9 protein-coding genes are annotated in these 15,847 nt (G+C 38.7%); 4 read left to right on the top strand and 5 right to left on the bottom strand.

What is annotated here, in order from left to right; genetic code table 11:
• Positions 1–59: 59 nt before the first annotated feature.
• Positions 60–914, bottom strand: a complete 855-nt coding sequence (locus tag VB713_RS09360) for an Rpn family recombination-promoting nuclease/putative transposase (protein WP_323311289.1) — start codon at positions 912–914, stop codon at positions 60–62.
• Between the two features lie 592 nt (positions 915–1,506).
• Between VB713_RS09360 and VB713_RS09365 the strand changes: the two genes are divergently transcribed.
• The 4 genes from VB713_RS09365 (at position 1,507) to drmC (ending at position 11,061) form a co-directional block, all read left to right on the top strand.
• Positions 1,507–3,648, top strand: coding sequence for a UvrD-helicase domain-containing protein (locus tag VB713_RS09365; protein WP_323311290.1), 2,142 nt, complete (start codon positions 1,507–1,509; stop codon positions 3,646–3,648).
• Positions 3,649–3,953: 305 nt separating this feature from the next.
• Positions 3,954–7,997, top strand: coding sequence for a DISARM system helicase DrmA (drmA, locus tag VB713_RS09370; RefSeq protein WP_323311291.1), 4,044 nt, complete (start codon positions 3,954–3,956; stop codon positions 7,995–7,997).
• A gap of 383 nt (positions 7,998–8,380) precedes the next feature.
• Entirely contained in the window at positions 8,381–10,261 is a 1,881-nt protein-coding gene (locus tag VB713_RS09375) for a DUF1998 domain-containing protein (RefSeq protein ID WP_323311292.1), read from the top strand.
• Positions 10,258–11,061 carry a DISARM system phospholipase D-like protein DrmC gene (gene drmC / locus VB713_RS09380; protein WP_323311293.1) on the top strand — a complete coding sequence of 268 codons (804 nt, stop codon included), beginning with the start codon at positions 10,258–10,260 and terminating at the stop codon, positions 11,059–11,061. The genes VB713_RS09375 and drmC overlap by 4 nt, the downstream gene beginning before the upstream one ends.
• Positions 11,062–11,120: 59 nt before the next feature.
• On the opposite strand, the gene VB713_RS09385 is transcribed toward drmC, so the two are convergent.
• The 4 genes from VB713_RS09385 to VB713_RS09400 all read right to left on the bottom strand — a co-directional run bounded on the left by VB713_RS09385 (position 11,121) and on the right by VB713_RS09400 (position 15,791).
• On the bottom strand, positions 11,121–11,837 hold the full coding sequence (locus tag VB713_RS09385; RefSeq protein ID WP_323311294.1) for a hypothetical protein: 717 nt from the start codon (positions 11,835–11,837) through the stop codon (positions 11,121–11,123).
• A 41-nt stretch (positions 11,838–11,878) separates the two neighbouring features.
• Complete coding sequence (locus VB713_RS09390; RefSeq protein ID WP_323311295.1) at positions 11,879–13,525, bottom strand: hypothetical protein; 1,647 nt, start codon at positions 13,523–13,525, stop codon at positions 11,879–11,881.
• A 34-nt stretch (positions 13,526–13,559) separates the two neighbouring features.
• Complete coding sequence (locus tag VB713_RS09395; protein WP_323311296.1) at positions 13,560–14,285, bottom strand: hypothetical protein; 726 nt, start codon at positions 14,283–14,285, stop codon at positions 13,560–13,562.
• Between the two features lie 387 nt (positions 14,286–14,672).
• Entirely contained in the window at positions 14,673–15,791 is a 1,119-nt protein-coding gene (locus VB713_RS09400) for a hypothetical protein (protein ID WP_323311297.1), read from the bottom strand.
• Between the last annotated feature and the right edge of the window lie 56 nt (positions 15,792–15,847).

Here is a 15,847-nt window from a genome sequence, read left to right on the forward strand (position 1 = left end):
GATATCCTGATTCAGACAGACAAAATAAAATTATTATTACCCAATCCCCCATTCCCTAACTAATTTTGGTTTAACCAAGTTACCAAATCATTGATATTAGAAAAGTCTAATAAAGCATCTGCTAAATTATCCAACTTTTCAACATTCAGAGTTTTAATTTTATCAACCAATGATGAATCTAATTCTCCAAACTTGCGAGTAAGTTGACGGATAATTGTCCGTTGTTCACCTTGTTGTTCACCCCGTTTCTCACCTTCCTTTCTACCCTTTTCTTCGCCTTTTTGCAAAATATCTTGATAAATTACTGATTCTCGCATAATGTCCTCCCTAAGTAATTGACTAATCAGCTTTTTCTCAAACCGTAAACCTGCTAAAATCTCAGTACAGGCTACAATATCCCGCTTGATTTCTATTTCCTCAATTTTAGCAACACTTTCAGCAACCTGCGATAATAAATCTTGAGGTGCATTTGTGCGAGTTAATGGTGCTAATGGTAAAAGTGCGGGATTATTAAGAAATAAAACAGGGTCTTGTTCCCACATTCTAATTACTTGATAATAGTGGGTAGTATTTACATCTTGGTAAACATTGATAAAAGCATTTTTATCTTCTGTTTCCTGGAGAAAAATCACAAATTGGATAATGGTACATTCGGGGTAGAGTCTTTTTAACCGGATATAATAATCTATGACTCGCAAAGGAATGGGTTTTCGAGAAGTTGATAGTGTCTGAAATTCGATGTGTAAAATTTGGTTTTCACTTTTCAGAAACGTGACAAAATCAGCACGAATTGGTTCAATACTCAATTCGGTTTTTAAAACTTTGACGCTTTGTGGTTCTTCTGGTAGTAACCACCGGGCAAAATCAAGAGGATATTTTTCAGCTAATAGCTTACAAACGTTGTCAAAACTCACAGCTTGAACAGAATTTATATAGTATTTTCAATTATAACTTAATTTGTTATTTGTCAGAATCAGGATTTCCATGATTTAAGGATTTACAGGATGTGATTTCGATATTTTCTGTGTGGTGTTTGGTAATTTATTAATTGTCTGATAGCGTAGCGTGGCGTTAGCCATATCAGGATTTACAGGATGTGATTTTGATATTTTATGTGTGGTGTTTCTAATTTGTGAGATGGGTAATTTATCAAGATGTAAAAAATATGTTTTAATCTTCTGAAGATAGTTATTCAATTATTCCAATATTCAATAATCAGACAAAATAAAATCATTATTACCCAATTCTCAATTTACCAATAACAACCCGTCGGGGAATCAATTCCCCGTCTTATAGCAAAAGTCCGTTAAAACGGACTATAAAAAAATAACAGGTGTTTGTTGTAATTAATGTTGTAATCAATCTTGATTTTTTGTTATAAGTTATACTATTACTAATACTTCACTAATATGGAGTATAATTTGATTATGTTAAAAAATATACTAATTCCATAATTTTGGACTCTTAAAAATACCTAATAACACCAATTCCCAATTCCCATCAAGTATGAAATTTGAGATTATCCATAAACCCACATTTACAAACCAACTCTTGGTTATTCCTAAAGAGTATGTCATGCAAATACTGGAGAAAATCCAAGTCTTAGGTGATGATCCCAAACCTCACGGGAATTTGAAGAAAAAACTACATGGTTATCAGGGTAATATTTATCGGTTGCGGTCTGGAGATTATCGGATTATTTATACTTATGATGATGGCTGGGTGGCGTTATTGGGTGTAGATGCTCGTAAAGATGTATATAAAGGTGATAAATTAGTTGCGGAAATAACGGAGTTTGATGTTAACACACTACCGGATATGGAATCACTGCTAACAATCAAACCTAGTCATACTCCTGTTAATGGTAAAGCTTCATCTGCTGCTAAACAAACGCAAAATTTACTACCAGTAAAATTAACAGAGGATTTGCTGCAAAAGTTGTTAGTAGCCAAGGAATTTTGGGAGAATTTAAACAATTGTCAAACCTTGGATGATTTGACTACGGTGGATATTCCTGAGAATTTGCGCGATCGCTTATTTGATTGTATCTACTCTCGCAATTTTGATTTAGTTATCAGTCAACCGAGTTATCGCACAGATAACACTGATGATTTATTAAAATTCACGGAAGGTTCATTATTAGGGTTTCTCCTCAAACTTAACCCAGAACAAGAAAAGTATGTTAATTGGGCAATTAACGCTTCTGGACCGACATTATTAAAAGGTGGCCCCGGTACAGGTAAAAGTACAGTTGCACTTTACAGAGTGCGGTCTTTATTGGAAACGCTAAAAGCTAATGGTGTCAATGAACCCAAGATTTTATTTACTACCTATACAAACGCCCTAATTACCTTTTCTCAACAATTGCTAACTAGCTTGTTGGGGGAAGATGTACGCTATGTGGAGGTAAAAACAGCAGATGCGATCGCCTATTCTTTATGTAGTCATGGTGATAATTCTCAATACACATTAGCTGCTAATGATCAACTGCGAAAAACCATGCAGCAAGCTTTAACCAATGCTATTAATTCTCTCAAAGGTAACTTATTACAAAAACAGGCACAAACCCAAACTTTACAACGCCTCAATATTGATTATCTCATAGATGAAATTTGCACAGTTATAGAAGCCAGAATAATTAAAACTTTAGAAGAATATCAAGCCACATCGAGAAATGGTAGGTCAATTTCTCTGAATAAAACTCAACGGCAAGCTATTTGGCATTTGCATCAACACTTTTATCAACTATTAAAAGAACAAAAATTAGAAACTTGGCATCAATTACGGACTCGCGCTTTAGAAACACTGCAAGAAATGGAAAAACCACCAATTTATGATGCAGTAGTTATTGATGAAACCCAAGATTTAGATCCTAATAGTTTACGATTGCTAACTCAATTATGTCGTCATCCTAATCGTTTGTTTATTACTGCTGATGCCAATCAATCAATATATGGTAGCCATTTCCGTTGGAGTGATATTCACCAAGATTTAAAATTTGTCGGTCGAACAGGAGTATTACGAACCAACCACCGCACCACCCGCGAAATCAATGAAGCTGCACATTCATACTTAGAAAATAGTATTTTAGATAAAGAAGAAACTACCAATTTCCAATCCTCCATTCCCAATTTCCCACCCAGAGAATACATTCACAACGGACCACCACCAGCAGTTCGCGCTGTTAATAGTGTTGCTGATGAAAATCAACTACTGATGCTTTTTTGTAAAGAAGCTGCCCGTGAATTTCGATTAGGGATCAATGCCTGTGCTATTCTCACACCCACAGAAATATCTGGCAAAAGGATTGCCGATCAACTGTCATACTTGGGGTTAGAGGCAAATTTTATGTCGAGTAAAGATTTAGATTTAAATCGTAAAGGTGTAAAAATAATTACTCTTAAATCTGCTAAAGGGTTAGAATTTCCGATTGTTGCGATCGCTGGCTTTTTGGATTCTTCCTATCCTACAATACCCAAAGGTACGCTAGAGGATGCAGTAGCGGAAATTCTCGCCCGTGAACGCCGTACTTTATTTGTAGGTATGACTAGGGCAATGCGGGCATTATTAATGATAATTCCCGCAAATAATCGTTCTCCTCTCCTCGATAACTTCGACCCACAATTTTGGAATCTTGGCAATAGGTAATTGGGGATTGGGAATTAATTTTGATGTTGATTTTTTTGATTAGCATCAACACACCAGGGAATTAATTCCCCGTCTCATAGCTAAAGTCAGTTTTAACGGAATATGATTAACAAAAAATCAGAATTTATAGTATAAATAGTATAAATAGAATAAATAAACCCCGTCTACGTTGAAACCTATAGTTTTTTCTATGGCGAAAACTCAAGTTTTCAAGATGGATGGGGTATAGAAAATAAATAAATATTTAGTTAAAACCGACTTTAGCTTTTAGCCAGCTAAAAATAAATTAATCCCAATCCCCAACCATGATGATCAAACTTCCTCCTATTCTTCCCGGTGAACTTGATTTAGTAGACATAAATAAAAAACTGCGTCAACATCAAATTATATTAGATTGGAGTAGTGTAATTTCTGCACCAGAATCACAATTAGAAATACTTTTAGATGGAATTGATTTAGGAAAAGATGCTGATTGGTTAGGAATAGATGGGGAAATTAGCGATCATATTGCTAATGACATTGCCAATTATACAAGTAATCAGGAAAATAAACCTAAAAAATCTCGAACAAAAAAACAGAAAGCTACAAAATCAACTCCTCAAATATGGGAACAAAGTAAACTTTTAGAAACTCAATTTGTGCCATCTGAAGGTAAACAAACAGAAGGACAAGGTAATCTTTTAGATGTACAGTTTCTACCTGCTAGTAATGTTGTTATCGCAGAAGCAAAACCAGCACTAGCAGAGGAAAATATAAAACCTATATTGGAAGCAACGATACCCACAGCTTACAAAATTCGAGAAGAATTAGAAGCAGCAATAATAGCAGATTTACGGGGTCCTGCTGGTGGTGAAGATGAAGAGGTGGATGAGGATAGTGTAAGCGATCGCTATTTGGTTGGACTACTTGCACCCCAACATCGTCGCATAAGTGGAGAAAAGCTAGAAAAATCAACTCCTGCTGACGAAATACCCAACGATGAAGATAATAATTCACGAGAAGTAGATTCTTACACACCAGAAAATTTTGATGAATTAGCTATCACTGGTAAAGGTACTGCGGAAGACGGTAGCACTGAGGTCAATGTACCACCGGCAGAAACTATGTTTCCATCGTCTTTAGGGATGACATTTTGTGTTAGTAGTACAGCTAAAAAATTACAAATTACTGTCGGTTGGGGTCAGTATAAACGCACTAGAAGCGAAACACTGACTAAAAAAGATGATACACAAAAAATGGTGTGGAAACGGCAACAAATCCGCGCCAATTCTCCTGCTATTCCCTTAGTTGAGGGAGCAATTAATAACTGGATAGTAGATCCAGAATATCCAGAAGTTTATGTTCAAGGACAAATTCGCCAACAAAGTAACGATGATTTTATTGTTAGTTTATTTTTAATAAATGGACAAAGAGAATCTGCTAAGTTACGTGATGAAACTTGGCTATTTCAACCAGAATTAACTGTAGAATCAGCAGATTATCAACATCTAGATATCTTTTTAAAACGACATAAACCCCGATTAGAAGGTAAGCTTGATCCGTTAATTTATGCTGAAGACAAAGCAATGGCCATGCTTTATCGTAAACAGGTAGAATTTGCTATTGGTCATGGTGTTAGCGTTCATGCGGAAACAGCTTTAGAAACTAAAGAAAAGGCTGTAAAATTATCAACTTCAGTAATTCCAGCGTATGAAGTTCCTAAAACCTCTCCTCCTCAAGTAGACGAAATCCCAGAATTAGCAGGATTGGTTTTAGATATGAAAGAATTATCTGCAACTCCCACCGCAGATTTTGCTTTTAAACTTAATCCTTTAATTACAGCGTATGACCATTGGATTCAAACCCAAGCACAACGTATATCTGACCCCACAACGGGATTAACAGATTATCAAGATGAGGCGAAAACTGCTATTGAAAAATGTCATCATACTTTAAACAGAATTCAGGAAGGTTTGACATTGCTGCAAACTGATGAAAAAGCGGCGGAAGCTTTTCGGTTTATGAATCAAGCAATGTGTTTACAGAGAGTCCATTCTATTTATTCAGAACAAGTACGTCAGGGTAAAACACCAGATTTTAACCAAATTCCTCACCCAACTTGGTTTCCATTTCAGTTAGCATTCATTTTGCTAAATTTACCCAGCATTACCAATTTACATCACCCAGATAGAAGTCATCCCCAGGATGCAGTTGCAGATTTACTTTGGTTTCCTACTGGTGGTGGTAAAACTGAAGCATATTTAGGTTTAACAGCTTATACTATTGGTTTACGCAGATTACAAGGCGTAATTGCGGAACGTTCTGGAGAATATGGCGTTGCAGTTCTCATGCGCTACACCCTACGCCTATTGACTTTACAGCAATTCCAACGCGCCACTACCCTAATTTGTGCCTGTGAATCTATTCGCCAAGAAAACGAGCCTCAATGGGGTAAAGAACCTTTTCGCATCGGTTTGTGGGTGGGTCAACGGACTACGCCTAATCATACCGACCAAAGTGAGGAATTTTGTAAACAAGAACGGGGACAGTATCAACAAAGCGGTAGCGGTTCACCTCATCAATTAACTAATTGTCCTTGGTGTGGTTCTAAAATCAACCCAGGTAAGCATATAAAAGTTGAATCTGTTTCCAAAGGAAGAGGCAGGACATTAATATACTGTGGTGATGATTTAGGACGATGTTTATTTACTGAAAAACAATCTCAGGGTGAGGGTTTACCCATTGTTGTAGTTGATGAAGAAATATATCGCCGCTTACCGAGCTTACTAATTGCTACAGTTGATAAATTTGCCCAAATGCCCTGGAAAGGCGAAGTACAGATGTTATTTGGTCAGGTAGATGGCTATTGCCAACGTCATGGTTTTCGTTCTTCTGATATAGAAGATACAGATTCACATCGTAAAACTACTAGTTTCCCGGCTGCCAAAACGATTCCCTTTAATCAGTTGCGACCACCTGATTTAATTATCCAAGATGAGTTACACCTAATTAGTGGACCACTTGGTACTTTGGTGGGACTGTATGAAACGGCTGTAGATCAATTAGCCTCTTGGGAAGTTGATGGTAAAAAAGTACGCCCAAAAGTTGTGGCTTCTACTGCTACTATTCGTCAAGCGCAAAGCCAGATACATAACTTGTTTTTGCGAGACTTACAGGTTTTTCCACCCCAAGGTTTAGATGTAGAAGATAATTTCTTTTCCCGTCAACGTCAACCCAGTGAAATTAATCCAGGTAGGCGTTATTTGGGAATTTGTGCAACGGGACGCAGGTTAAAAGCGGTATTAATTCGCGTCTATGTTGCTATACTCTCAGCTTCCCAATCTCTCTATGAACAACATGGCGATCTTGCTGATCCCTGGATGACCCTAGTAGGTTATTTTAACTCCATGCGAGAATTAGGGGGAATGCGAAGGTTAGTAGAAGATGATGTTCGCGCCCGGTTAGCGAAAATGGATCGTCGAGGATTAGCAAAACGACTACGAATTAATTTAGAAGAACTCACATCCCGTAAGGATTCGACACAAATTCCCGATATTTTAGACAGGTTAGAAACAACCTTTGACCCCCAACGAGAAGCGCAAATCAAAGCCAAACGCAAAGCCAAAGAAAGAGTTGACCAGCTTGAACCCCTAGATGTTCTACTTGCCACTAACATGATTTCCGTAGGTGTGGATGTAAAACGGTTGGGTATCATGGCAGTTACAGGACAACCAAAAAATACTGCCGAGTATATTCAAGCTACCAGCCGTGTTGGCCGGACTTATCCTGGTCTAGTGTTAACAGTTTATAACTGGGCGCGTCCTAGAGATTTATCCCATTACGAAACATTTGAACATTACCACGCGACTTTTTACCAGCACGTAGAAGCGTTATCATTAACACCGTTTGCCCCTCGTGCCATTGATAGAGGTTTAGCAGCATTATTTGTAGCTTTAGTAAGATTAGCAGGTAAGGAATTTAATGGTAATGACCAAGCAGGTAAAATTGAACGGAATCATCCTTATGTAATAGCTGCTATTGATGCAATTTGCGATCGCGCAGCCTTAGTAGGCGATGCTGAAACACAGAAAATGGTAAAACAAGCACTGGAATCTAAACTAGATATTTGGTTAAGCCAAGCCCAAAAAAGCCTACACGGTGGTGGTATTCTCAAGTACCAAAGAGAAAAGCGAGATGGTTTGACTATTGAGTTATTAGAGTCAGCAGGTCGCAGTAACTGGCAAGACTTTACTTGTTTAAACTCCCTACGCAATGTAGAACCAACCGTAGGGCTAATCTTTCAAGACCAAGTACCCGACGATGACTTTAATCGCTTACCACAACCCATGAAAGCAGAGGCGAAAAGTTAAGAAGTAGGGAAGCAGGAAAAGCAAAATAAATTGGCTCTACTGCTCTCTTGATGATGTTTTCGGCAAAATATGGCTTAAACCACTACTATGATTGGATTTGAGGTTTTAATATCTCAAGACTAGGCGATGCCTGCGGGGTACCCCTCCGGTAAAGTAAGCTGCGCGTTAGCGTCTCGAAAAGAAGAAAGCGAAGCGATGCCTTCGGCGAGCGCAGCTATCGCCTATTGATTTGAATCAAACCCATATACAGCAATAGTTATGGATACCTAAAAGGACGTTTTATCACAACGGGAGGAGTAAAACCAAGAAATTTTCTACCTCCCAATTCCCAATTCCCAATTCCCAATTCCCAACTCCCAATTCCCCAATTCCCAATTCCCAAAATGTATAAATATAAAGTTGGCGAACTACGCCCCAGCCAAATTTTATTTTCCTTCGGTGTCGGTGCTGTCCTTGACCTACCCAACCTATCAGTAATGGTGATGGGTTTGGAAGATTGGAACACTCAAAATGCAGTCGAATTAGGTGAACCACGCCTTCTAGCTGCTGTCCGTCGAGAATTAGGATCACAGGTTAAAAAACTGCTTTCACCTCCCATACCTCCAGAAGATGTGACATCATCTAGTCCCTTTGATGAATATGCCAGGATAGGAATTCCTGTTGCCCCTTTTCCTGGATGGATGGTTTGTCCTAAATGTCGCTTACTTGCTCCCTTACAATTGGGTGTTTTTAAGCTCAAAGAAAGTCCTTACCGACCAGATCAAACTCGATATGTCCATGTAGGTTGTCCAAGAAGCCAAAAAGAACCAACAGTAATTCCATCACGGTTTCTTGTTTCTTGTGAACGGGGACATTTAGATGATTTTCCTTGGCTATACTTTGTTCACAAAGGTAATACTGAATGTAAGGGTCATTTGAGATTTGAAGAATATGGTGTATCTGGTTCTCCCAGTGATATTTTTGTAAAATGCGCCTGTGGTGATCAACGTCCTTTATCAGATGCCTTTGGCGAAAACAGTAAAAAAAATATGCCTCGCTGTCGCGCTCGTCATCCACACCTACGCAGTTTTGATGATACCTGCGACAAACAAATGAAAACCATTTTATTAGGAGCATCTAACAGTTGGTTTCCCATTACACTTTCCGCTTTATCAATTCCTGCAAGTTCTAATCAACTACTACAAATTATTGATCAATACTGGACTGTTTTAGGAAAAGCTACCACTGCTAATGGTATAGAAACTATCATTCAAGTGTTTGAGGCAACGGGTCAATTTCCAGAGTTACTACAAGAATTATCAAAACATCCTCTAGAAAAAATTTGGACCCTAATTGAAGAGAAACAAAATCAACAACAAAGTAATTCAGATGATAAAAACGCTAGGGACTTAAAAACTCCAGAATGGGAAATTTTTTCCCAAGCTGACCCCAATCTTAATACCCCAGATTTTCAACTACGACCAGTAAAACCGCCTGTTGGCTATGAAAATTACTTTTCACAAGTCGTATTAGCAGAAAGATTGCGGGAAGTTCGCGCCCTAGTTAGTTTTACACGCATTCAATCTCCTGGTGATTTTCTTGACTCTGGGGAAATTCTCACAGAACATAAAGTAGACTTGAGCCGCAACAAACCTAAATGGGTACCAGCAAGTGAAGTAAAAGGCGAGGGTATTTTTATCCAGTTTCAAGAAGCAATACTCAGTCAATGGGAAAAAAGTCAACTATTGCGAGAATATGAACGCCAAGCGTTTGATGCTCATAAGAAATGGTGTAATATTCGTTCCCTCGACCCAGACAAAATAAAATTTTCTGGAGTTCGCTATATTCTGCTACACTCTTTTGCTCATGCCCTCATGCGACAAATGGCAATAGAGTGTGGCTATAATGCTGCCAGTTTAAAAGAACGAATTTACTCTAAACGTCCTCAAGAAGAAGGTGGTCCAATGGCAGGTGTACTGATTTACACCGCAGCACCTGACAGCGAGGGAACTTTGGGAGGCTTAGTGAGTCTGGGAGAGCCAAAAAAGCTGGGTTATCATATTGACCAAGCTTTAGAACAGATGCAGTTGTGTACTTCTGACCCCTTGTGTGCAGAACATACCCCTTGGAAGGGAACAACTTCTCTACATTGGGCAGCTTGTCATGCGTGTTTATTCAGTCCAGAAACCTCCTGTGAACGGGGAAATAAATATCTAGACCGTGCAGTTTTAGTTCCCACTGTACTAGGTGCAGATTTGGCTTTTTTTCCAGAGGTAAAAGTGTGAGTTTCTTGCCATCATTGCTTTTAGCTCAGATTTACGCTTGTGCCAAGCAACTTCCACCTGCAACATTAGAAACAATCATTAATCTATTAGCTACAAATGAACACTGCAATGCAACATTAAAAACATCAATACTAAAACAACTACCCAATGCTAACTTTCGCCGAGTAGTGGCAGAGTTACTGGAAACTTGGTGTCATGAAGCTGGTGATTTAAATGGTAATACCATCTCATCTGCTCTAGCAATGGCAAGCTATTGTCAGGTAGCTGCACAAGATGAGCTATCTGTTGAATTAGTTTGGACTGGACCTACAAGCGAAGGAGTACCCCTCCGCAAAACAGAACAAGTGCTATTACAAATTATCCGTGAATCCAAGCATGAATTAATTCTCGTTAGCTTTGCTGTTTATAAAATTCCAGAGATTACTAAAGCATTAGTAGCTGCTATCCATCGGGGAGTAAGAGTACGAATTATTGCGGAAACTCCTGAATCAAGCGAGGGTAAAATTTCTTTTAAACCCAGTATGAGCTTTGGTCAAAAAATTGCAGAAAAAGCACAATTGTTCATTTGGCCACAAAATAAGCGGTTGACGGATGATGAAGGGCGGTATGGTTCTTTGCACGTTAAATGTGCGATCTCAGATGCTAAACACCTATTCATTTCCAGCGCTAACCTAACTGAGTATGCCCTTACGCTCAATATGGAATTAGGATTGTTAGTTCACAGTCAAGAACTAGCTAATCAAGTAGTGGAGCATATTGAATGTTTAATTCAGCAAGGAATTTTCATACCTTGGCAGTAACGTTTTTCTTTGTTTTATTCCCCATTTTTTTCACTCAGCAGTATTCGTAGTCATTGAAGTTAACAATCAGGAATAAGCTTTTGACAATAGCGTTGATTAATTGCCATTTTCCCTAATTCTAAAATTACTTCTAGTGGCACATCAACAGATTTAGCTGCTTCTGGAATAGTGACTTTGTTGGTGCGTAACAAAGCTAAAAACTGTCGGACTTTAGAAACAATAGGGTCACTGCTGTTAGTATAACCACGTTTAATGGCAATTTTTAGCCCAGTCTCAATATCATCAACTGTAACTTGGCGATTTTCATCTATTAATAATTTTTGCTGTCCAGGAATTGCATTGGCAATTTGAATACCGACATACCCAGGTTTTTTGCGCTGAGGAATGATATCGAAATTGTAGAGTCGCTTTTGTCCTTGAGAATCTACAGTTTGAACAAGTAAGTTAGTGATAGCAGTAGTGGTAGACCCTGGAAACTTCAGCGGTTTGATTGCTCTTAAAAAGATGGTTGTAGCTTGTCCGCTTTTTAAATCTGTATCTGTGGTGTAGACCAGTCGTGAAGGATCTGCTACTAAAATGTAGGCGATCGCTTCGTTGGTTTGACTAAAGCTGATAGGTGTAGCCAGTCCTGGCGTAACTTGAACCTGAATTCTCGTTTTTGCAGCTATATCTCTGTTAATAAAGCGATAAGCAGGTGTTTGTGCCTGGACAATAGGTGCTGTTATCCCCAGCAATAATGCGCTAGTAGTGATGATAAAAGTAATACATTGTTTCATAACAACCTCCAAGAAACCCACCCGTTGTGGGTGCAGTTAGTTTACCGGGCAACTTTCAAAAAATTATTGACAACCACTGAGACTTCCGTACCTTCAGGTAAAAATTGAATATTAGGACGTTGTAGTAATTCTTGCACTGCTTGGTCAGACCGTCTCGACAAGCGATCGCTGACTGGACTAAAAAATCCCTCCAACGCAGCCGCCCAAATTTGCGGGTCAGCGGTGCTAGAAACAGTATTTTGATTAAACGTGCCATTGGAAACAACAGTGCTAGATTGAGTCCGGGGTTGATTGACAATGCTACCTACTTTTCCCAAACTACTGAGTAATCCCACTAACAAATCTTGTTGAGCAATTTCTGACCCCACATCATTGAGCTTTTGAGCAATCAATGGTCGCTTGTTGTTACCCCGAATTAATAGCGTACTAACTGGTATCGTTTCCTGTTTAACTGTACCTTGGGAGTCAGGATAAACCAGAGCGATCGCACTCGCCGAAACCAAGTTATTCTTTTTACCTACGGCTGTAGTTTTAGCAACGATAACAGTACCAGCAGGAAGTGCCTCTGTGCCATCTGTAGCTTTAAGAGGTCTGGTTAACTCCACAGCAAAGCGGTCATTGGGATTTTTACCACCTTCATCCCATATCATTGGCATGATCACTTTAGCTGGCACAGATGTACCCAGTGCTACATCCTTATTGCTGCTGACATTGGAATTGACCAAATTTGCAGGGGTACGGTTGAGGATACCCACCATACCGGGAGTTAAATTAGCTTGACCATCAACACTTTTAGAGCCAATTAAAACTGTTTGTAGTTCAGCTTCTTGGGGATTGAGTGTAGTTGATTTTAAGGTTTTGACAGTTTGATTATTTGCTGTTGATACTGTCGGGTTTTCCTGATTTGAGGCTATTGTTGAGTTACCGATTTGTGACTGTCCCAAACTAGCTAATTTGTTCCATTGCTGTAAAGGATCAACATTATTTTCAGCTTGTTGTACTGGTCGTTGAATTGTGCGTGGGACTGTATGACTCACAGGAGAATTTACAGAAGTTGAAGCAGGATATTGTCTAACTCTAGGTGCAGATTCACTAACTCTGAAAGTATTAGTGCGTGGTGAAATAGTCTGCCGTACTGTCCGAACTGGTGGTGATGGTGTGGGTTGTTGTTTAGCTTGTGACATTGGACTGGGAGATGTAGCAGCGACTGGTTTGACATTGAGTTGTTGTCGTTGGTCTTGAAAAGCTAAACGGCTTTTTAGTTCAGCAGATTCATCTAAAACTGGTTCATTGCTAGGAGAAGAATTAGTAGTTTTTGCTGCTTGTTTAGCAGGAGGTTTCGGTTGCAGAAATCCAAACCAGAGGGTTGAAGCAGAAGCAATAACCACTCCTACCAAAGTAATTACCGACACTAGACGAACACCAGGTTTTTCTGCTAACGGTCGTTCTACTGCTACTTCTTGATCTTGTTTCAAGCGATATTCTTGAGAAATTAGTTGATTTGCAGCAGGATTATACCCTGCTAGTCTTTGCTCGTCTTCAGGACTGATATCTTCGTCTTGTACAGCAGTTTGGCTAGAATGATGATTGCCGTTATTAGTATGGGATTCTAGAGAATAATTAGGAGAATTTTCGTAGGAGTCAAATTCGCGGTTTTGATTTGAGTGATTTTGATTTGAATTTTCCATGATTCTACCTTTTTCCTGCTTAAATCCATGACCTTTAACGTTGCTGCTGAGGATTAAATTCAACCATTCTGATAATTTGCAGTCCAGATGAGCGCATTTCATAAATTTTTTGTTCTACCAGCGGGGCATCTTTTCCTAACGGAGAACGGGGAATTTCCACTGCTTGGACTGTAAATGTGCGGTTGAAAGGAATACGTTCATCTCTGCCAGTGGTGCGGTCAACTAAAATGCGAGTAGCAACCATATCTATTTCCCATTCTTCTAGTCTTATTGCTCTCGGTTCTGATAGATAGGAAATAATAGTTGTACTGCGAAGCTGTCCTGTAAAAACGCTAGTTGGAATTAATTCAGCAATCTTCGGTAAAGAAGCTTTGGCGAATTCTGGTTCTAGTAGTAGAGAAGCAAACCAAGCCGTTGTAGGAATGCGCCCTTTTTTACCAACTTGAACACCTTTGTCTGGTTGATTAGTACCAGTAAGTTTGTCATCCCAATTAAATGTTAAAGTTGTCCAATCACTGACTAGTTTTTGAATCACTCCTGGATAGCGCCAATTGCGGTCTTGTTCGGAAACATAGATTGTTTCACCATTCAATAATTGAGCAAAGGTAGTCTTGCGTTCAGAAATTTTATTAACTCTAAAAGCAGTGAATAGGATTAACACAAATATCAAACTATTGAATGCCGTTAAACACAGAAAACAAATAGCTAATAAATTTTTTGATTCCGGCAGCAGTGGTGATTGCAGTCGTTTGATTTCCATAACCATCTCAGTTCAATAGGAGGGTGTGCAGTTGAGTGAGATTAAAAAGAATGTGGAAATAATTTTATAGTCAGTAATTTAAGTATTTGGGTGTTTTTATGTTATCTAAAACTGCTATATATCCCGATTCAGGATATTCTTGATTTTTACTGTTTGCGGAATTGTTGAATCGGGCAATCAGACTTGACAATTGTTGTGTTTTACCTCAGCTATATAGATTAATTATTGACAACATAGTCAAGTTAAAAGAGCTAAACCATAATTAATTTTGGACGATTATGACGATTAATTATCAAAGTTTAACGAATAAAAACGACTTTTCCACTTACTAGAAAACTCCCTACAGTAAAAGCAATGCGGTATTTTTATTGGGAAGTCCATTATCCCTTAAACCTTGCGTATTAAAGCAACACTAGTTGCTGTACCAATAGCATTACTGAGAATATCAATTAAGCCTTTGACGTTGGCAGAAATACCGTTATAAATTGCCATTCCCCCACCTCCAGCTATCAACACTGCTAAACCTGGAGCAAAGATGCTCAAGAAAAACATGAAAGCGATATCAGAGGCTAATGCTGCTCCTGATTTAACCAAGACAACGGCTGTTAGACCTACTAAAATGTTGTATCCAAGTTGAACACCAAATAAAGAAATAAACCCAGTTAACCAAGCCCAAATAGGACGACCTTGTAATGGTAAAAGTGATAAACCCACTGCAATTGGCGCAAATAAAGCAGTTAGCAATAATGCTGCTTCTAAAATGTTTACAAATCCCCATTGTAGGGCATAAAGAATTAAGCGAATAATGGGAATAGCAGTATCTCGAAATACACTACCGGGGTCATTCACAAATTGCACAGCAGTACCAATTTGACCAGGTAAGGTTCTACTCCAGAGAAAACTCCCAAAATCTCGTAATGGTTGAAGTGGAGATTTAGCTTCTTCTTCAGCTTTGGTAACAATTGCTTGGGCTTGAGCTTGCTTTGAGTTCCAGCATTCAACTAACTCTGTACCAACTTGTCCCTGACATTCACTATAAAGATTCTCTAGTTGTTGTCTAGCAATACTGCTAATTGTCACATTGGTAATAGCATCACGAAATGTCAGTTCACCCACTTGCAATTTCAGAACTTCTTGTACTTGTATGTAAGCAAAGCCTCGAATAAAAGTGATTGTTTTTGCTAATACATTACCATTAGCACCAAGGAATATCATAATCACGATTGGCCAGACAAAAATAGCTGCCAATTCTGACCAAGATTGTTTTTCAATAGCTTCTCTTCCAGTGGTCAGTGCCACAAACAAAATACTAGCTGCTCCCAATGTAATACCCAATTTAATCAAGCCAATCCATAACGCAGAATTAAGTGGATCTAGGCTGACTTGCCAAACTAAATTCCACGATTCAACTGTAGCACGAGATAGTTCTAAAGAACTGGAGACAATATCTAAAGCTTGAGATTCTCCACCAGTAACAGGAAATGATTCAGCAATAAAGTACGTCATATTAATTACCAGCTTTGAACACTAAAACTGACCCAAACTTTGAGCAACAATAAATG

The sequence above is a fragment of the Anabaena cylindrica UHCC 0172 genome, assembly GCF_034931625.1.
GTDB classification, from domain to species: domain Bacteria; phylum Cyanobacteriota; class Cyanobacteriia; order Cyanobacteriales; family Nostocaceae; genus Anabaena; species Anabaena cylindrica_A.

Excerpts from the sequence above, each read along its gene's own strand:
- VB713_RS09375 (WP_323311292.1), top strand. The coding sequence starts at position 8,381 with ATGTATAAATATAAAGTTGGCGAACTACGCCCCAGCCAAATTTTATTT.
- VB713_RS09365 (WP_323311290.1), top strand. The coding sequence starts at position 1,507 with ATGAAATTTGAGATTATCCATAAACCCACATTTACAAACCAACTCTTG.
- VB713_RS09395 (WP_323311296.1), bottom strand. The coding sequence starts at position 14,285 with ATGGAAATCAAACGACTGCAATCACCACTGCTGCCGGAATCAAAAAAT.
- VB713_RS09390 (WP_323311295.1), bottom strand. The coding sequence starts at position 13,525 with ATGGAAAATTCAAATCAAAATCACTCAAATCAAAACCGCGAATTTGAC.
- VB713_RS09385 (WP_323311294.1), bottom strand. The coding sequence starts at position 11,837 with ATGAAACAATGTATTACTTTTATCATCACTACTAGCGCATTATTGCTG.
- drmA (WP_323311291.1), top strand. The coding sequence starts at position 3,954 with ATGATGATCAAACTTCCTCCTATTCTTCCCGGTGAACTTGATTTAGTA.
- VB713_RS09400 (WP_323311297.1), bottom strand. The coding sequence starts at position 15,791 with ATGACGTACTTTATTGCTGAATCATTTCCTGTTACTGGTGGAGAATCT.